The sequence below is a fragment of the Pseudomonas sp. K8 genome (assembly GCF_014889455.1).
GTDB lineage: Bacteria > Pseudomonadota > Gammaproteobacteria > Pseudomonadales > Pseudomonadaceae > Aquipseudomonas > Aquipseudomonas veronii.
In genome coordinates, this window is the sequence record NZ_VJWO01000036.1 from 17,211 (window position 1) to 38,057 (window position 20,847).

Below are 20,847 nucleotides of genomic sequence, written 5' to 3' on the forward strand. Positions count from 1 at the left end.
GCCAGCTCCTACAGAAAAGCACACCTGCGAACCTGCCGGCGAAAAACGCCCAGGCGCTACGTTCATCCTGGCGACGTGCGTCATCGTTAACGACCTTCGCTGGCAAGCCAGCTCCTACAGAAACGCAGGGCTGCGAACCGACCTGTAGGAGCCGGCTTGCCGGCGAAAAACGCCCAGGCGCCGCGTTCATCCTGGCGATGCGCGTCATCGTTAACGACCTTCGCTGGCAAGCCAGCTCCTACAGAAACGCGCACCCGCGAACCCCCCTGTAGGAGCCGGCTTGCCGGCGAAAAACGCCCAGGCGCCGCGTTCATCCTGGCGACGCGCGTCATCGTTAACGACCTTCGCTGGCAAGCCAGCTCCTACATTTTTGTTTGGGTTTCACTCTCTGGCAGAGCCATACGTCATCCAACGTATTTCCCGTTTTACCTCGCTCCACGAGACTGGTTTCAACGCCACAAGCCATCCGTCCAGGAGCCAGTCCATGACCGAAACGCTGATCAAAGTCGACCTCAACCAACCCGTCACCGAAAACGAGCAGATCCACAACCGTTGGCACCCAGATATCCCAATGGCCTGCTGGGTCAAGCCGGGCGATGACTTCATCCTCGAAACCTACGACTGGACCGCCGGCGCGATCAAGAACAACGACGACGCCAGCGATGTGCGCGATGTGGACCTGTCCACCGTGCATTACCTGTCCGGCCCGGTGGGTGTACACGGCGCCGAGCCGGGCGATTTGCTGGTGGTGGACCTGCTCGACATCGGCGCCAAGGCCGATTCCCAGTGGGGCTTCAACGGCTTTTTCTCGCGGCAGAACGGCGGTGGCTTTCTCACCGATCACTTCCCCAGTGCGCAAAAGGCGATCTGGGATTTCAAGGGCATGTTCACCAGCTCGCGGCACATTCCAGGGGTGAACTTCGCCGGCCTGATCCACCCTGGCCTGATCGGCTGCCTGCCGGACCCGGTGATGCTCGCCGACTGGAACCGTCGCGAACAGGAACTGATCGACACCAACCCGACCCGTGTCCCGCCGCTGGCCAACGCGCCGCTGGCCGCCACGGCGCACATGGGCAAGCTCAAGGGCCAGGCCCGCGACGATGCCGCCGCCACCGGCGCGCGCACCGTGCCGCCGCGTGAGCATGGCGGTAACTGCGATATCAAGGATTTGTCCCGCGGCTCGAAGATCTTCTTCCCGGTCTATGTCAAGGGCGCCGGGCTGTCGGTGGGCGACTTGCACTTCAGCCAGGGCGACGGCGAAATCACCTTTTGCGGCGCCATCGAAATGGCCGGCTGGGTGCATATGAAGGTCGAGCTGATCAAGGGCGGCATGGCCAAGTACGGGATCAAGAACCCGGTGTTCAAGCCGAGCCCGATCACGCCGAACTACAAGAATTACCTGATCTTCGAAGGCATCTCGGTCGACGAGCAGGGCCAGCAGCATTACCTGGACGTCAACATCGCCTACCGCCAGGCGTGCCTGAATGCGATCAACTACCTGACCAAGTTCGGCTACTCACCGGCCCAGGGCTATGCGCTGCTTGGCTCGGCACCGGTACAAGGGCATATCAGCGGTGTGGTGGATATTCCGAATGCGTGCGCGACCTTGTGGCTGCCTACGGAAATCTTCGAGTTCGACATCAACCCCAACGCCAACGGTCCCACCAAGTTCCTCGACGGCAGCGTCGACCTGCCCATCGCACCGGACCTGTAGCCATGCCGACCTACGAATACGCCTGCGAGGCGTGCGGCACGTTCACGATGTTGCGGCCGATCGCCCAGCGCAACGAACCCAGCCAGTGCCCGTACTGCGCCGGGCCGGGAGGGCCGTTGCAGGTGTCGGCCCCGGCCTTGCAACTGCTGTCGACCAACCAGCGCAAGGCCATCGCCGGCAACGAGCGCAGCGCCAACGCGCCGCAAACGGTCGGCGAGTACCAGGAAAACCGTCGCCACCCGGCCGGTTGCAGTTGCTGCGGCACCAGCAAAAAGGTGCTGCCGAGCAAGGCCAACCCGCTGGGCCTCAAGACCAAGACCGGTCCACGGCCGTGGATGATCAGTCACTAGACCAGGAGCATTGCAATGCGTCATGGCGATATTTCCAGCAGCCCGGACACCGTCGGTGTCGCGGTGGTGAACTACAAGATGCCGCGCCTGCACAGCAAGGCCGAGGTCATCGAGAACGCGAAGAAGATTGCCGAGATGATCCTCGGCATGAAGCAGGGTCTGCCGGGCATGGACCTGGTGGTGTTCCCGGAATACAGCACCATGGGCATCATGTACGACCGCGACGAGATGATGGCCACCGCCGCAAGCATCCCCGGCGAAGAGACCGCCATCTTTTCCGCCGCGTGTCGCCAGGCCAATACCTGGGGCGTGTTTTCCCTGACTGGCGAGCGCCACGAAGAGCATCCGCACAAGGCGCCCTATAACACCCTGGTGCTGATCAATAACCTCGGCGAGATCGTGCAGCGCTATCGCAAGTGCATTCCCTGGTGCCCCATCGAAGGCTGGTACCCGGGCGACCGCACCTACGTCTGCGATGGGCCCAAAGGCATGCAAATCAGCCTTATCATCTGCGATGACGGCAACTATCCGGAGATCTGGCGCGATTGCGCGATGAAGGGCGCCGAGTTGATCGTGCGCTGCCAGGGCTACATGTACCCGGCCAAGGAGCAGCAGGTGCTGATGTCCAAGAGTATGGCCTGGGCCAATAACTGCTACGTGGCGGTGGCCAACGCCGCCGGGTTCGATGGTGTGTATTCGTACTTCGGTCACTCGGCGATCATCGGTTTTGACGGGCGCACGCTAGGCGAATGCGGCGAAGAGGAGATGGGCATCCAGTACGCCCAGCTATCGGTGTCGCAGATCCGCGATGCGCGGGCCAATGATCAGTCGCAGAACCACCTGTTCAAGCTGCTGCACCGCGGCTACACCGGTATGCATGCCTCGGGCGATGGCGACAAGGGCGTGGCCGATTGTCCGTTCGAGTTCTACCGCACCTGGGTGCTCGATGCGCAAAAAGCCCAGGAGAACGTGGAGAAAATCACCCGCGGCACCGTGGGCGTCGCCGCCTGCCCGGTCGGGCAATTGCCCCATGACGGCCACGGAAAAACCGCGGGGTAGGGCATACGCTCGGTAGTTCTGCGCAATAAGACTTGCAGTCTGAAAATTCCCCTCTAATATAACCCGGGTAAAACAAATACTACCCGGGTATAAATCATGGATTCTCAACATCCCCCTCGTTGCACCGCTTTCGTTCACCACCGACGTGTGACGGACGGTCCCTATGCCCACGTTGCCCAGGCGTTGGCAGACCTTGATCTGCCGGCCGGCAGCTTCTTGGTATTCGACGATGCCACCGGCACCCAGGTCGATTACCCTTGGCCCCCGGGTTATGCACCCGAGCTACCCGCGCCCGCAGAGGCACCAGATGAGCCGCCGACGTCCCCTGCGGTCGGGCGCCCCAAGCTGGGCGTGGTCGCCCGCGAAGTGACTTTGCTACCGCGCCATTGGGAGTGGTTGAGCCAGCAGCGTGGCGGCGCGTCGGCTGCGTTGCGGCGGTTGGTGGATGAAGCGCGCAATGCCCATGCCAGTCGTGATCAAATGCGCCAGGCCAAAGAGGCCAGCTATCGCTTCATGAGCGCCATCGGCGGTGACCTGCCGGGTTTCGAAGAGGCTTCGCGGGCGCTGTTTGCCCACAACGCCGCAGACTTTTCCAACAAGATCGCGCTCTGGCCGGTGGACGTGCAGACGTACCTGGCCTGGCTGTCGCGCAACGCTTTCACTGCCTGATCATCATCCAGGGACTCGAACTACCATGGAAGTGACCCAACAACGCCCGCTATGGCAGATCTACCTGGTCTTCCTCGCACCGATGGTGCTGTCGAACTTTCTGCAGAGCTTTACCGGCACGCTCAATGGCATCTATGTCGGGCAAATGCTCGGTACCCAGGCGTTGGCGGCGGTGTCGGGGATGTTCCCCATCGTGTTTTTCTTTATCGCCCTGGTGATCGGCCTGGGGGCGGGGGCCTCGGTGTTGATCGGCCAGGCCTGGGGAGCCCGGGAAACCTCGATGGTCAAGGCGATCACCGGCGCCACCCTGACCCTTGGCGCGCTGGTGGGTTTGGTGGCGGCGGTGCTTGGCAGCCTGTTTGCGCGTCCGGCGTTACTGGCGCTGGGCACGCCGCTGGATGTGCTGGATGACGCGGTAGGTTATGCCCAGGTGATGATGCTGATCATGCCGCTGTTGTTGGTGTTTATCCTCTATACCCAGCTGCTGCGCGGCGTCAGCGACACGATTTCGCCGCTGCTGGCGCTGATGGTCTCGACATTCGTCGGTCTGCTGCTGACGCCGGCGCTGATCCGCGGCTGGATCGGCCTGCCGCCCATGGGCATCCAGAGTGCGGTGTATGCCGGCCTGGTGGGTAACGCCGCGGCGATGCTGTTTCTGGTGCTGCGCCTGCGGCATAAAAACCACGTGATGGCGCCGGACCGCGCATTGCTCGCGGCCTTGCGGCTGGACCGGGTGATTCTCGGCAAAGTCCTGCGCATCGGGCTGCCCACCGGGCTACAGATGGTGGTGCTGTCATTATCCGAATTGGTCATCCTGGCCTTGGTCAACAACCACGGTTCCCAGGCAACGGCGGCCTATGGCGCGGTGACGCAGATCGTCAACTACGTGCAGTTTCCGGCACTGTCGATTGCCATCACCGCCTCGATCCTCGGCGCCCAGGCCATCGGTGCCGGGCGCCTGGAACGGATCGGGCCGATCCTGCGCACCGGGTTGCTGATCAATACCTGTCTGACCGGTGGCCTGATCCTGCTCGGCTACCTGTTGTCGCCCTGGTTGCTCGGCCTGTTCATCACCGACGACGCCGCGCGGATCAAGGCCGAACACCTGCTGCATATCATGCTGTGGAGCATCCTGGTGTTCGGCTTCCAGGCCGTGATAGGCGGGATCATGCGCGCCAGCGGCGTGGTGCTGATCCCGGTGGCGATTTCGATCTTCTGTGTGCTCGGCGTGGAATTGCCGGTGGCCTACCTGCTCAATGCGCGGTACGGCCTGGAAGGGGTGTGGATGGCGTTTCCGGTGACGTACCTGGCGATGCTCGGCTTGCAGACCGCGTATTACCGGTTGGTGTGGCGGCATAAACAGATCACACGGCTGGTGTGATAAAAGGTTGCGCAAATCAAGGAAAGAAGGCGTTTCAATCATGGCAAACCCCTACGCCGAGTTGTTCCAGGCGCCCGGCGCCCGGGCGTTCGTACTGGCCGGCATGCTCGCGCGCATGCCCATCTCCATGACCGGCATCGGCTTGATCACCATGCTCTCGCAGGTGCATGGCGGCTACGGCCTGGCCGGCTCGGTGGCGGCGGTGTTTGCCTTGGCTACGGCATTTTGCGCGCCGCAGGTATCGCGGCTGGTGGATCGCTACAGCCAGGGCAGGGTACTGCCGATCGCCGCGCTGATCGGCGGCGGTGCGTTGTTGTTGCTGTTGTTGTGTACGCGTTTGCAGGCGCCGAACTGGGCGTTGTTCGTGTTCGCCGCGCTGGCCGGTTGCATGCCCAACATGTCAGCCATGGTCCGGGCGCGCTGGACCGAGCTGTACCGCGGCCAGCCCAAGCTCCAGACCGCGTTTGCCCTGGAGTCGGTGCTCGATGAGGTGTGCTTTATCATCGGCCCGCCGATTTCGGTGGGGTTGTGCGTGGTGCTGTTTCCCGAGGCCGGGCCTTTGCTGGCGGCGTTGCTGTTGGCGGTCGGTGTCACGGTGTTCGTGATGCAACGCCAGACCGAGCCGCCCGTGCATGAGCGCCATGATCATCACGGGCGCTGGCTGATCGCTTCGCCCTCGGTGTTGATCCTGATGATCCTGCTGCTGGCCATGGGCGTGATTGTCGGGGTAGTGGATGTGGTCAGCGTCGCTTTCGCCCAGCACCAGGGCCAACCGGCGGCGGCGAGCATTGTGTTGTCGGTGTATGCCATCGGTTCGTGCCTGGCGGGGTTGGCGTTCGGTACGTTGAAACTCAAGGCGCCGTTGCCCCGGCAGTTCCTGTGCTGTGGTGTCGCCACGGCGCTGACCACCTTGCCGTTGCTGCTGGTCACCAACATCCCCGGCCTGGCCGTGGCGATCTTCATCTCCGGACTGTTCTTCGCCCCGACCCTGATCGTGTCCATGGCCCTGGTGGAGCGGATCGTGCCACCGAGCCGCTTGACCGAAGGCATGACCTGGCTGATCACCGGCCTGAGCATCGGCGTGGCCATCGGCGCCGCCAGCTCCGGCTGGATGATCGACCACTTCGGCGCGGCCAGCGGGTTCTGGGTGGCGCTGGCGGCGGGGGCGGTGGTGTTGGGTTCGGCGGTGTTGGGGTATCGGCGGTTAGGGTGACGGATGAGCGATGCACTCACCGCTGAGGAGGTCATCCACCGCCTGGCGAAAGGCGGCCTCCAGTTCCGCTTCGGTTTGCCCTTCATAACTGACCAGTGAGTCGATGTTCAAAAGCCTCCCAAACAGGCAGTTGTCTTCGACGCTGGTTTCTATTGAGCCGGTATGACCCTTGTATTTAAGTCGGCGATTCATTGAGCCGCTGCTCCTGTGCGTAATGGTTCTTAGGATCTGGCGCCGTTTAACCTAGGCCCGAAGCGCTTCAAGAAGTATCAGTTGCATACGGGTTTCGTGTAGGGCATTTCCCGGCAGCCCGCATTCCTCGCAGTCAACAGCCTCCCATCCCCCCGCTAATTTTTCCCTCTCCGGTTCGTTTTATAGGGACGACGTGCCTTTGTGCTTCCCGCCTATTGCTCCGGACTCCAAGAAATGAATGCTGAAGACTCCTTGAAACTTGCTCGCCGGTTTATCGGGTTGCCCCTGGAAAAACGCCAGCTGTTCCTCCAGGCGTTGCAGAAGGAAGGGGTGGATTTTTCGCGGTTTCCGATTCCTGCCGGGGTGGATGTGGAGGACCGCGATGCGCTGTCCTACGCACAGCAACGCATGTGGTTTCTCTGGCAGTTGGACCCGGCCAGCGGCGCCTACAACCTGCCGGGCGCCGTGCGGCTCAAGGGTGCGCTGAACCTTGGCGCGATGCAGCAGGCGTTCGCCAGCCTGGTCGAGCGTCACGAAACCCTGCGCACGGTGTTCCAGCGCCAGGCCGACGAGCGCCTGGCGCAGGTGGCGGCACAGCCGGCGCTGGCGATCGAGCAGCACGACCTGAGCGACCTGGCCCCCGCCGAGCGCGAGCAGGCCGTCAACGCCGCGGCCACCCGCCAGTCGCTGCTGCCGTTCGATCTGGAGCACGGTCCGCTGCTGCGCGTGCAGCTGTTGAAACTCGACGAGCAGGAACACGTGCTGCTGCTGACCCTGCACCACATCGTCTCCGATGGCTGGTCGATGAACGTCTTGATCGACGAGTTCATCCGTTTCTACGACGCGCATGAGCGCAACGAGGCGCCGCAACTGCCGGCGCTGCCGATCCAGTACAGCGACTATGCCCTGTGGCAACGCCGCTGGCTGGAAGCAGGGGAGCAGGCGCGTCAGCTGGAATACTGGCAAGCGCGGCTGGGTGATGAGCATCCGGTTCTGGAATTGCCCAGCGACCGCCCACGCCCGGCCATGCCCAGCTACAGGGGCACGCGCCACACCTTCGCGATCGATCCGGATCTGGCCGCGCAACTGCGCAGCTGCGCGCAAACACACAACGTCACGCTGTTCATGCTGCTGCTCGGTGCGTTCAATGTGCTGCTGCATCGCTACACCGGCCAGGGCGACATCCGCGTCGGCGTGCCGATCGCCAACCGCAACCGGACCGAAGTCGAAGGGCTGATCGGTTTCTTCGTCAACACCCAAGTGCTGCGCACCGAACTGACCGGGCAAACCCGCGTCAGCGAGCTGCTGCACGCCATCAAGGAGCACGCCCTGGGCGCCCAGGCCCATCAGGACTTGCCCTTCGAACGCCTGGTGGAAGCGCTGAACGTCGAGCGCAGCCTGAGCCATACGCCGTTGTTCCAGGTGATGTACAACCACCAGCCGGTGGTGGCCGACATCGCCTCGATCCGCACGGCCTCCGGCCTGGAGCTGGCCGCGGTGGAGTGGCAGGGCCGCACCACCCAGTTCGACCTGACCCTCGACACCTACGAACAGTCCGGCACCCTGCATGCCGCGCTGACCTATGCCAACGACCTGTTCGACGCGCCATCCATCGCACGCATGGCACGGCACTGGATCAGCCTGTTGCAGGCCATGGTCGCCGATGGCGAGCAGCGCGTCGGTGAGTTGCCGATGCTCGCCGCCGATGAGCAGCAGGTCCTGGTGAGCGCCTGGAACCAGACCGCGCAGGCCTATCCGAGCGAGCGCGGCATTCATCAGTTGATCGAAGACCAGGTGCGCGCCACGCCGGAGGCGCCGGCGCTGGTGTTCGGTGCGACCACGCTGACCTACGCCCAGCTCGACGCCCGCGCCAACCAGCTGGCCCATGCCTTGCGCGAGCAGGGGGTTGGCCCCGATGCCTTGGTGGGTCTTTGCATCGAGCGCTCGATCGAAATGGTGGTCGGCCTGCTGGGGATTCTCAAAGCCGGCGCTGCCTATGTCCCGCTCGACCCCGAATATCCCCCGGAACGCCTGGCCTACATGATCGAAGACAGCGGCATCCAGCTGCTGCTCAGCCAGCAAAGCCTGCTGCCGTCGCTGCCGGTCGCGGCTGTCCAGGTGATTGCCCTGGACGCGCCCGCGCTGTGGCTCGACGGCTACAGCTGCGAAGCGCCCGCCGTGGCGATTCACGGGCTGAACCTCGCCTACGTGATCTACACCTCCGGTTCCACCGGCCAACCCAAGGGCGCCGGCAACAGCCATCGCGCGCTGGTCAACCGCCTGTGCTGGATGCAACAGGCCTACACGCTGGAGGCCAGCGATGCGGTGCTGCAGAAAACCCCGTTCAGCTTCGACGTGTCGGTGTGGGAGTTCTTCTGGCCGTTGATGACCGGTGCGCGCCTGGTGGTCGCGGCCCCTGGCGAACACCGCGAGCCGGCGCGCCTGATTGCGACCATTGGCCGACACGCGATCACCACCGTGCATTTCGTGCCGTCGATGCTCCAGGCGTTTATCCATGAGCCGGGCGTGCAGGCCTGCACTGGCCTCAAGCGCATCGTCTGCAGCGGCGAGGCCTTGCCGTTGGATGCGCAGAGCCAAGTGTTCGCCAAACTGCCACGGGCCGCTCTGTTCAACCTCTATGGCCCGACCGAAGCGGCCATCGACGTGACCCACTGGAGCTGTGTCGATGAAGGCGCCGACAGCGTGCCCATCGGCCGCCCGATCGCCAACCTCCATACCTACGTGCTCGACGCCCAGCTCAACCCGGTGCCGGCCGGCGTCTCCGGCGAGCTCTACCTGGGCGGCAGCGGCCTGGCGCGCAGTTACCACCGGCGTGCGGCCCTGACCGCCGAGCGTTTCGTGCCCAGCCCGTTCGCTGACGGCGCACGTGTGTACCGCACTGGCGACCGCGTGCGCCAGCGGGCCGACGGCGTGATCGAGTACCTCGGCCGTCTCGATCATCAGGTCAAACTGCGCGGTCTGCGCATCGAACTGGGCGAAATCGAGACGCGCCTGCTGCAGCATCCCGGCGTGCGTGAGGCGGTGGTGCTGGTGCAGGGCGGCAAGCAACTGGTGGCCTACCTGGTGTTGGAAGGCGAAGCGCCCACCGACCTCAAGGCGTGGCTGCTCGGCAGCCTGCCGGAGTACATGGTGCCGACCCATATGCTGCACCTGGACCAATTGCCGGTGACCGCCAACGGCAAGCTGGATCGCAAAGCGCTGCCAGTGCCGGACGCCGCCGCGCAGCAGGCCTATAGCGCCCCGCAAAGCCCCGTGCAGCAGGCGCTGGCCGCAATCTGGGGCGATGTGCTCGGCATCCCGCAGGTCGGCCTGGACGACAATTTTTTCGAGCTGGGCGGCGATTCGATCATCTCCATCCAAGTGGTCAGCCGCGCGCGCCAGGCAGGCATTCGCCTCAGCCCGCGCGACCTGTTCCAGTACCAGAGCGTGCGCAGCCTGGCGTTGGTGGCGACCTTCGAGCAGGCCGCGAGCGTCGACCAGGGCCCGGTCAGCGGTGAGGTGATGCTGACCCCGGTGCAGCAGAGCTTCTTCGCCCAGGCCATCCCGGTGCGCGAACATTGGAACCAGTCGTTGCTGTTGATCCCGCGTGAAGCCCTGGAGCCTGCGCGTCTCGACGCGGCCTTGACCCAGGTGATCAATCATCACGACGCTTTGCGCCTGCGTTTTGTCGAGCAGGCCGAAGGCTGGCAGCAAACCCATGCCGCGCCGATCACCGCGCCCGGATTGTGGCAATCCCACGCCAGCGACGACACGGAACTGGTCGCACTCTGCGAGGCGGCCCAGCGCAGCCTCGATCTTGAACAAGGCCCGCTGCTGCGCGCCGCCCTGGTGAGCATGGCCGACGGCACCCAGCGCCTGTTGCTGGTGGTCCATCACCTGGTGGTGGACGGCGTCTCCTGGCGCATCCTGCTCGAAGACCTGCAACAGGCTTACGGCGCTGCGCCGCTGCCGGCCAAGACCTGCGCCTACCAAGTGTGGGCCCGGCAGTTGCAGGCCCATGCACAGACCCTCAACGCGCAACTGGCGTACTGGCAGGCGCAGACGGCCGACACCAATTTGCCTTGCGACAACCCGCAAGGCGGCCTGCAAAATCGCCTGGGCGCCAAGCTGGAAATCCGCCTTGACGCCGAACACACCCGTCAACTGCTGCAAGACGCCCCGGCCGCCTATCGCACCCAGGTCAACGACCTGCTGCTGAGCGCATTGGTGCGGGTGATCTGCCGGTGGAGCGGCCAGACGGCTGCGCTGATCCAGCTGGAAGGCCATGGCCGTGAAGACCTGTTCGACAATGTCGACCTGAGCCGTACCGTCGGTTGGTTCACCAGCCTGTTCCCGCTGCGCCTGCAGGCCGAGGGCGGGTTGGCGGATGCGATCAAGTCGGTCAAGGAGCAACTGCGGGGCGTGCCCGATAAAGGCATCGGCTACGGCCTGTTGCGTTACCTCGGCACACCGGACGCCCGCGAAGCCCTATCAAGCCTTGCCGCGCCGCGCATCACCTTCAACTACCTGGGCCAGTTCGATCGCCAGTTCAACCAATCGGCGCTGTTCGTACCCGCCACTTGCGGCAGCGGTCAGGCCCAGGACCCCGAAGCGCCGCTGGCCAACTGGTTGACGCTGGAAGGGCAGGTGTACGGCGGGGAATTGACCCTGCAATGGGGCTTCAGCCGTGAAATGTTCGAGGCTGCGACAATCCAGCGCCTGGCGGATGACTATACGGCGGAACTCAAGGCCCTGATCGTGCATTGTTGTGCCACGCCGGCAGGGCAGGTCACCCCGTCGGACTTCCCGTTGGCGCGTCTGACCCAGCGCCAGTTGAATGGGCTGCCCGTCGCGGGACCGGCCATTGCCGATCTCTACCCGCTGTCGCCGATGCAGCAGGGCATGTTGTTCCACAGCCTGTACGAGCCCGAGGCCCAGGCCTATATCAACCAGTTGCGCCTGGACATCGGCGGCCTTGATCTTTTGGCGTTCGGTCGCGCCTGGCAGGCCGCGCTGGAGCGGCATGACATCCTGCGCAGCAGCTTCCACTGGCTGGGCCTGGACAGTGCCCATCAGTTGATCCAGCGGCAGGTCGACTTGCCGTTGCAAGTCATCGAAGACCTCGACGCCGACGTCGAGGCCCTCGCCGCAGCCGAGCGCGACAAGGGCTTCGCGCTCGACGCGGCGCCGCTGTTTCGCCTGTTGCTGGTACGCGGTGCCGGTGCGACCTGGCAGTTGATTTTCACCAGCCACCACATCCTGATGGATGGCTGGAGCAACGCCCAGTTGCTGGGCGAAGTCATCGCCCACTATGCCGGCCATACCGTGCCGGCACCGCTGGGACAGTTCCGCGACTACCTGGGTTGGCTGCAACAACAAGGGTCGGGCGAAGCCTTCTGGAAAGCCACGCTGGCGCCGTTGCAAGCGCCCACCTTGCTGGCGGAGGCGCTGCGCGTGCCGGCCCACGCCACAGGGATGGCTGACCATCAGGTGGTGCTCGACAGCGACTTCACCCAAGCGCTCGGCGAGTTTGCCCGCCGCCAGAAAATCACCCTCAACACCTTGCTGCAAGGGGCGTGGAGCCTGTTGCTGCAGCGCTACACCGGCCAGGATTGCGTGGCGTTCGGTGCCACCGTCGCCGGGCGTTCGGCGCCGCTGCCGGGGATCGAGCAGCAACTGGGCCTGTTTATCAACACCTTGCCGCTCGTCAGCCTGGCCGCGCCGGCCCAATCGGCCGCGTGCTGGCTCAGCGAGCTGCAAGCGCTGAACCTGAGCCTGCGCGATCACGAACATGTGCCGCTCTACGACATCCAGGGCTGGGCGGGCCAGCAGGGCGCGTTGTTCGACACCTTGCTGGTGTTCGAAAACTTCCCGGTGGCCGAAGCCCTGAAACAGGGCGCGCCCGCAGGCCTGACCTTTGGCCGCCTGCACAACCATGAACGCACCCACTACCCGCTGACCCTGGGGATTGAGCTGGGGGCGAACCTGCGCCTGGAATGGAGCTACGACCGCGCGCGTTTCAGTGCCGATCAGGTCGCGCGATTGAGCGCCAACCTGCAGCACCTGCTGGTGCAACTGCTCGTCGATGCGCAGGCGCCGCTCGGCAACTTGCGCCTGCTCGACCCCGCCACGCAGCGCGACGTGCTCGCCCTGGGCCGGGCACCCGGCGCGGCCCTACGTGAGCTGCACGTGCATCAACGCATTGCCGCCCAGGCCGCCGCCACCCCGGATGCGCTGGCGGTACAGGCCGGCGAAGCGCGCTTGAGCTATGCCCAGCTCAACGACCACGCCAACCGCCTGGCCCATCGCCTGCTGGCGCTGGGCGTGGGGCCTGGGCAGCGCGTGGGCCTGGCCTGCCGACGTGGCCCGCAGTTGATCGTCAGCCTGCTGGCGGTGCTTAAAAGCGGCGCCGCCTATGTGCCGCTGGACCCGAAATACCCCAACGAACGCCTGGCCTACATGCTGGCGGACAGTCGTGTGGACCTGCTGCTCAGCGAAACCGGGCTGCTCGACGACCTGCCGCTGCCGCAAGGTCTGATCCGTGTGGACTTCAGCGCATCCGGCGCTGAGTTGGCCGCTTACCCGCGTGCCAATCCGCCCAGCCACGTGGGCGCCGTCGACCTGGCCTACGTGATCTACACCTCCGGCTCCACCGGCCAACCCAAGGGCGTGGCCATCGATCACGCTGCCCTCGGCCAGTTCTGCGACAGCGCCGCGGTCTACAGCCGGCTGCGTGCGGCGGACCGTGTACTGCAGTTCGCCACGTTCAGCTTCGACGGCTTTGTCGAGCAGTGCTACCCGCCGCTGTGTGTGGGCGCTGCGTTGATCATGCGTGGCGATGAACTGTGGGACGCCGGGCAACTGGCGCGGGAAATCGTCGAGCAGGGCGTGACCCTCGCTGACTTGCCGGCGGCGTACTGGTACCTGCTGGCCAAGGAATGTGCGGTCGAACACCGCGCCCTGGGCAATCTGCGCCAGGTGCATGTGGGCGGCGAAGCCATGTCGGTGGAAGGCCTGCGCGCCTGGCACGCCGCCGGCCTGGGCCACGTGCGGCTGGTCAACACCTATGGGCCGACCGAGGCCACGGTGGTGTCCAGCGTGCATGACTGCCAGTTGCTGGATGCCAGTGACGCGTTCGGCGTGCCCATCGGCCAGGCCATCGAAGGCCGTTCGCTGTATGTGCTCGACAGTGCGTTCGAGCTGTTGGCCACCGAGGGCGTCGGCGAGCTGTGCATCGGTGCCGAGTACGGCCTGGCCCAGCGTTATTTCGACCGCCCGGCGCTGACGGCCGAGCGCTTCCTGCCGGACCCGTTTTCCGCCGTGCCGGGGGCGCGGCTCTACCGCAGTGGCGACCTGGCCCGTTACAACCAGGCCGGTGCGTTGGAGTACGTCGGGCGCATCGATCATCAGGTGAAGATTCGCGGTTTCCGTATCGAAATCGGCGAAATCGAGGCCAGCCTGCAAGGCTTGCCGCAGGTGCGCGAGGCGGCAGTCATCGCGCAGCCGGGCGCCGTGGGTGCGCAATTGGTGGCCTACTTGGTGCCGACCCAGGGCCAGCGCCTGGACACCCAGGCGCTGGCGGCGACCTTGCACCGTGCGTTGCCCGACTACATGGTGCCGGCGCAGTGGGTGGTGCTCGATGCCTTGCCGTTGAACAACAACGGCAAGCTGGACCGCCGCGCACTGCCGGCGCCGGACCTGAACCAGCCCCGACAGGCCCACCGCGCCCCGCACAGCCCGCTGGCGATCCGGTTGGCGGCGATCTGGCAAGCGGTGTTGCAGGTCGAGCGCGTGGGGCTCGATGACCATTTCTTCGAGCGCGGCGGCCATTCGTTGCTGGCCACCCAGGTGATCTCCCGCGTGCGCCATGACCTCAAGCTGGAAGTGCCGTTGCGCGCGCTGTTCGAGCAGCCGACGCTGGAGGCCTTCGCGGCCGCGTGCGCCGGCGTGCAGGGCGACACGGCACCGACGCTGCAGGCGGCCGGGCGTGACCGGCCGCTGGCGTTGTCGTTCGCCCAGGAGCGCCAATGGTTCCTCTGGCAACTGGACCCGACCAGCGCCGCCTATCACGTCCCCGCCGCACTGCACCTGCGCGGCCCGTTGGATATCGCTGCGCTGGAACACGCTTTCCGCGCCCTGGTGCAGCGTCATGAACCGCTGCGCACCACCTTCGTGGAGGAGGGCGAGCAGACTTGGCAGGTGATCCACCCCGACCTGGCGATTGCGCTGGCGCATCAGCACATCGCTGCAGCCGCGATCGAAGCGACGGTGGCGCAGGAGATCCAGCGCCCGTTCGACCTGGTCAACGGCCCGCTGATGCGCGTCACGTTGCTGCACGTCGAAGCGGAGCACCACGTGCTGGTAATCACCCAGCACCACATCATCTCCGATGGTGGGTCGATGCAGGTGATGGTCGACGAACTGCTGGCCCTGTATCAGGGCCAGGCGCCGTTGCCGGCGTTGCCGCTGCACTATGCCGACTATGCCCAGTGGCAACGCGAGTGGATGGCCGCCGGGGAGAAACAGCGCCAACTCGATTATTGGTGCGCCCGCCTGGGCAGCGAACATCCGCTGCTGGAGCTGCCCCTGGACCACCCGCGTCCGGCGCTGCAAAGCCATCGCGGCGCGCGCCGACAACTGCATCTGGACGCCGCGCTGGTCGCCGAACTCAAGGCCCTCGCCCAGCGTCAGGACGTGACCCTGTTCATGCTGCTGCTCGCCGCGTTCCAGACCTTGCTATTTCGCTACAGCGGCCAGTCCGCGATCCGTGTCGGGGTGCCGATCGCCAACCGCAATCGCCTGGAAACCGAGCGGCTGATCGGCTTCTTCGTCAACACCCAGGTACTGCAGGCCGAGCTGCATGGGCAGATGGGCTTCGACCGCTTGCTGGCCCAGGTCAAGCAACGTGCGGTGGAGGCCCAGGCCCATCAGGACTTGCCCTTCGAACAACTGGTGGAAGCGCTGCAACCGGAGCGCAGCCTCAGCCATAACCCGTTGTTCCAAGTGATGTTCAATCACCAGGACAACCTGCGTGCCGGCCCGCTGCAGTTGCCTGGCCTGGACCTGCAACCGGTGGATTGGGCCGGCCACAGCACCCAGTTCGACCTCAACCTGGAAACCGAGGAGTCGGCCGATGGCCTCTGGGCTGCGTTGACCTACGCCACCGACCTGTTCGAACCGGCGACCATCGAGCGCCTGGCCGAGCATTGGCAGAACCTGCTGCGCGCCGTGGTGCGCGATGCCTCCCAACCCCTGGACGAGCTGGCGCTGCTCAGCGCGGCGCAGTGGCGGCAGATGCTCGAAGCGTGGAACCACACGGCCTTCGATTACCCCCGCGAGCGCTGTGTGCATCAGCTGTTCGAAGCGCAGGCCCTGGCCCAGCCCGACACCATCGCTGTGCAATTCAACGACGACGCCTTGAGTTATGCCGAACTCAACCGCCGCGCCAATCGCCTGGCCCACCGCCTGATCGCGGCGGGTGTCGGCCCGGACGTGCTGGTGGCGGTGCATGTGGAGCGTTCCCTGGACATGGCGGTCGGCCTGCTGGCGACCCTCAAGGCCGGTGGCGCCTACGTGCCGCTCGACCCGCAGTTCCCGGCGGAGCGCCTGGCGTTTATGCTCGAAGACAGCCGCGCCCGGGTGCTGCTGACCCAGCCAGCGCTGATCGGCCGACTGGCGCAACCGCAAGGCCTGCATGTGCTGCTGGTCGATGACAGCGACGCTGGCGAACACAACCCGCAAGTGGACCTCAGCCCGGAACACCTGGCCTACGTGATCTACACCTCCGGCTCCACCGGCCAGCCCAAGGGCGTGATGGTGCGCCACCGCGGGCTGTGCAGCTTTACCAGCGGCATGGCCGCCAGCCTGGATATCGACCGGGAGGCGCGAGTGCTGTCGCTGACCACGTTCTCGTTCGACATCTTCGCCCTGGAGCTGTACGTGCCGCTGACGGTTGGCGCCACGGTGCTGCTGAGCGAGCAGGCCCTGGCCCTCGACCCGGAGGCGATTATCGACCTGGCGCACCACCAGCGCGCCAACGTGCTGCAAGCCACGCCGTCGACCTGGCGCATGCTGCTGGACAGCCCGCGTGCCGAGCGGCTGCATGGCATCAAGGCGCTGTGCGGCGGCGAAGCGCTGCCGGCCGACCTGGCCCAGCGTCTGCTCGATCTGCAAGGCCCGGTGTGGAACCTGTATGGCCCCACGGAAACCACCATCTGGTCGGCGGCCCATCGGCTGTTGGCGCCGCAGCCTTTTGTCGGGCGGCCGATTGCCAATACCGCGTTGTTCATCCTCAACGCCGGGCTCAGCCCATGCCCGTTGGGCGCGGCCGGTGAGCTGCTGATCGGCGGTGTCGGCCTGGCGCGCGGTTACCACGCACGGCCGGCGCTCACCGCCGAACGCTTCGTGCCCAACCCTTATGGCGCGCCGGGCGAACGCCTGTACCGTACCGGTGACCTGGCGCGCTACCGCGACCACGGCGTGGTGGAGTACATCGGCCGGGTCGACCAGCAGGTCAAGGTGCGCGGTTTCCGTATCGAACTGGGCGAAATCGAAGCCTGCCTGCGCGAACACCCCGGCGTGCGCGAAGCCGTGGTGCTGGCCGACAACGACCGCTTGATCGCCTATCTGGTGACCTCCGCCCCACAGACGCCGCAGGTCTACCAAGCTGCCTTGCGCGAGCGTTTGCCGGACTACATGGTGCCGGCGTACCTGATGTGCCTCGACAGCCTGCCCTTGACCCCCAACGGCAAGCTCGACCGCAAGGCTCTGCCCAGCGTGGACGCCAGCCTGTTGCGCAAAGGCCATGTCGCCCCCGTCACACTGCGCCAACAGCAGGTGGCGGCGATCTGGGCCGAGGTGCTGGGCGTGCCCCAGGTCGGCCTCGACGACCACTTCTTCGAACTGGGCGGGCATTCGCTGCTGGCCACCCGCGTGGTGTCGCGGGTCCGCCAGGCGCTGGCGCTGGAAGTGGCGCTCAAGACCCTGTTCGAACACCCGGCGCTGGGTGACTTCGTCGCGGCGCTGGGCGAGGAGGGCGTGGTCGCACCGGCCATGCTCAAGGCCGACCGCACCCAACCGTTGCCACTGTCCTATGCCCAGGAACGCCAATGGTTCCTCTGGCAACTCGACCCGCACAGCGCCGCGTACCACATCCCCAGCGCCCTGCGCCTGAAAGGCACGCTGGACCTGGCGGCGCTGCAACGCAGTTTCGACACCTTGCTGGCGCGTCACGAAAGCCTGCGCACCCATCTGCATCAGGACGCCAGCGGCACACGGCAAGTGATTGAAGAATCGGGCCTGATCGACGTCGACCAGGCCGACAGCGACGAAGCCGGGCTCAAGGCGCAGGTCGCTGCCGAGGTCGCGCGTCCGTTCGACCTGCTGCGCGGGCCGTTGCTGCGGGTCACGTTGCTGCGCCTGGCCGAGGATGACCACGTGCTGGTGCTGGTGCAGCACCATATCGTCTCGGATGGCTGGTCGATGCAACTGATGGTCGAAGAACTGGTGCAGCTCTACGCCGCGTTCAGCCAGGGGACCACGCCGCACCTGCCGGCCTTGCCGATCCAGTACGCCGACTACGCCCTGTGGCAGCGTCAATGGATGGAGGCCGGTGAGACCGCGCGTCAACTGGCTTACTGGCGTGAGCAACTGGGCGGTGTGCAACCGGCTCTGGAATTGCCGGTCGACTACCCGCGCCCAGCGCTGCAAAGCCACCGTGGCGCGCGCCTGGGTATTGAGCTGGCGGCGCCGTTGCTCGCCGGTTTGCGCAGCCTGGCACAGCGCACCGGGGTGACGTTGCCGATGGTGTTGCTGGCGTCGTACCAGGCCTTGCTGCACCGCTACAGCGGTCAGGAGGACGTGCGCGTCGGCGTGCCGATTGCCAACCGCAATCGCCTGGAAACCGAAGGGCTGATCGGCTTCTTCGTCAACACCCAGGTGCTCAAGGCCGACATTCACGGACAGATGAGCGTCGAGCACTTGCTGCACCAGACGCGTCAACGCTCCCTTGAGGCCCAGGCCCATCAGGACCTGCCGTTCGAGCAGTTGGTGGAGGCCTTGCAGCCCGAGCGCAGCCTGAGCCTGAGCCCGCTGTTCCAGGTGTTGTTCAACCACCGCGTGACGTCGGTCGATAGCCATTGGCAGCGCCTCACCGAGCTTGACGTCGAGGTCCTGAGTTGGGATGAAGGCGTCGCCCAGTTCGACCTGGCGCTGGACGTCGAGGAAAGCCAGACGCTGTTGCGTGCGTCCCTGAGCTACGCCACCGACCTGTTCGCCCCGGCGACCATCGCACGCATGGCCGGCCACTGGCAGAACCTGTTGCAGGCGATGGTCGCCGATCCGCAGCAGACCCTCGGCCAGTTGAACCTGCTGGACGGGGATGAACAGCGGCACATCCTGCAGTTGTGGAATCAATCCGACGCCGGCTTCCCGGCCCAGCGCCTGGTACATGAATTGGTGGCCGAGCGTGCGCGGGAAAACCCGCAGGCAATCGCGATCAAGTTCGACACGCAAACCCTGACCTACGGCGCGCTGGATCGCCAGGCCAACCAGTTGGCCCGTGCGTTGATCGCCCGTGGCGTCGGCCCGGAAGTGCGCGTGGCGATTGCCATGCCGCGCAGTGCGGAGATCATGGTGGCGTTCCTTGCGGTGCTGAAAGCTGGCGGCGTTTACGTGCCGCTGGATATCGAGTACCCACGCGACCGCCTGCTGTACATGATGCAGGACAGCCGCGCCAAGCTGCTGTTGACCCATACCGCCGTGCAGCAGCAACTGCCGATTGCCGAAGGCCTGGATACGCTCGCTATCGACTGCACCGAAGCCTGGAGCGGCTTCAGCGACACTGTGCCGTCGGTAGCTCTGGACGGCGACAACCTCGCCTACGTGATCTACACCTCCGGCTCCACCGGCATGCCCAAGGGCGTGGCGGTGGCCCACGGTCCGCTGGTGGCGCATATCATCGCCACCGGCGAACGCTACGAAACCGGCCCGACCGATTGCGAATTGCACTTCATGTCCTTCGCTTTCGACGGCTCCCACGAAGGCTGGATGCACCCGCTGATCAACGGCGCCAGCGTGCTGATCCGCGATGACAGCCGGTGGCTGCCGGAATCCCCCTACGCGAAAATGCACCGTCACAACGTGACCATGGCCGTGTTCCCGCCGGTGTACCTGCAACAGTTGGCCGAGCATGCCGAGCGCGACGGTAATCCGCCGAAGGTGCGCGTGTATTGCTTTGGCGGTGACGCGGTGGCGCAAGCGAGCTACGACCTGGCCTGGCGTGCGCTGAAACCCACTTATCTGTTCAACGGCTACGGCCCGACCGAAACCGTGGTTACGCCGTTGCTGTGGAAGGCACGTCGCGGCGATCCGTGCGGCGCCGTGTATGCACCGATCGGCACGCTGTTGGGCAACCGCAGCGGCTACATCCTCGACGCCCAACTCAACCTGCAGCCCATCGGCGTCGCTGGCGAGCTGTACCTGGGCGGCGAGGGCGTGGCGCGCGGTTATCTGGAACGCCCGGCACTCACCGCCGAACGCTTCGTCCCCGACCCGTTCGGCAAACCCGGCAGCCGCGTGTACCGCAGCGGCGACCTGACCCGTGGCCGCCCGGATGGCGTGGTGGATTACCTCGGCCGTGTCGATCACCAGGTGAAGATCCGCGGTTTCCGTATCGAGCTGGGCGAGATCGAAGCGCGTCTGCGCGAGCAGGACAACGTCGGCGAAACCGTGGTGGTGGCTCAGGAAGGCCCGACCGGCAAGCAACTGGTGGCCTACGTGGTGCCGGCAGATGCCAGCCTGGCCAACCACACCGAGTGGCGCGACACCCTGCGCCGCGCCCTGAAAACCCGCCTGCCGGATTACATGGTGCCCGCGCACTTCATGTTCCTGGCGCAAATGCCGCTGACCCCCAACGGCAAACTCGACCGCAAGGGCCTGCCCGAGCCGGACGCGAGCCTGATGCAACAGGCCTACGTCGCCCCCGAAACCGAGCTGGAACAGCAGATCGCCGCGATCTGGGCCGAGGTGCTGCGCCTGCCGCACGTGGGCCTGAACGACAACTTCTTCGAGGTCGGCGGCCACTCGTTGCTGGCGATCCAGATCACCTCGCGGGTCCAGGCCGAACTGGGCCTGGAAGTGCCGCTGGTGGAAGTGTTCCAGACCGAAACCCTGCGCGCCTACGTGCAGGCCGCTGCCATCTTCCGCGCCGGCAGCGCGCAAGATTTCGACGACCTTCGTGACTTTTTGAGCGAACTAGAGGCGATTTGAC

At 65.4% G+C, this 20,847-nt stretch carries 7 protein-coding genes and 1 pseudogene; 7 read left to right on the forward strand and 1 reads right to left on the reverse strand.

The annotated features are described in order from the left end of the window. The first annotated feature begins 484 nt into the window (after positions 1 to 484). The 6 genes from fmdA (at position 485) to INT12_RS21710 (ending at position 6,386) form a co-directional block, all read left to right on the forward strand. On the forward strand, positions 485 to 1,714 hold the full coding sequence (fmdA, locus tag INT12_RS21685) for a formamidase (protein WP_046383752.1): 1,230 nt from the start codon (positions 485 to 487) through the stop codon (positions 1,712 to 1,714). A 2-nt stretch (positions 1,715 to 1,716) separates the two neighbouring features. After that, entirely contained in the window at positions 1,717 to 2,064 is a 348-nt protein-coding gene (locus INT12_RS21690; protein ID WP_046383751.1) for an FmdB family zinc ribbon protein, read from the forward strand. Positions 2,065 to 2,079: 15 nt separating this feature from the next. Then, entirely contained in the window at positions 2,080 to 3,123 is a 1,044-nt protein-coding gene (locus tag INT12_RS21695) for an aliphatic amidase (protein ID WP_126586076.1), read from the forward strand. A gap of 96 nt (positions 3,124 to 3,219) precedes the next feature. Further along, positions 3,220 to 3,792, forward strand: coding sequence for a DUF2239 family protein (locus tag INT12_RS21700; protein ID WP_102618869.1), 573 nt, complete (start codon positions 3,220 to 3,222; stop codon positions 3,790 to 3,792). Positions 3,793 to 3,817: 25 nt separating this feature from the next. After that, positions 3,818 to 5,173: an MATE family efflux transporter gene (locus INT12_RS21705; protein WP_046488356.1), complete on the forward strand. Its 1,356-nt coding sequence runs from the start codon at positions 3,818 to 3,820 to the stop codon at positions 5,171 to 5,173. Positions 5,174 to 5,213: 40 nt separating this feature from the next. Beyond that, positions 5,214 to 6,386: an MFS transporter gene (locus INT12_RS21710; protein WP_046383747.1), complete on the forward strand. Its 1,173-nt coding sequence runs from the start codon at positions 5,214 to 5,216 to the stop codon at positions 6,384 to 6,386. Between the two features lie 24 nt (positions 6,387 to 6,410). Here the strand turns inward: INT12_RS21710 and INT12_RS21715 are convergent. Further along, a pseudogene (locus INT12_RS21715) lies at positions 6,411 to 6,578 on the reverse strand (type II toxin-antitoxin system HicB family antitoxin); the annotation flags it as partial. 234 nt (positions 6,579 to 6,812) lie between these two features. Between INT12_RS21715 and INT12_RS21720 the strand changes: the two are divergent. Then, a complete protein-coding gene (locus tag INT12_RS21720; protein ID WP_193059010.1) occupies positions 6,813 to 20,846 on the forward strand; it encodes a non-ribosomal peptide synthase/polyketide synthase in 14,034 nt (4,677 codons plus the stop codon). The last annotated feature ends 1 nt before the right edge of the window (position 20,847 follow it).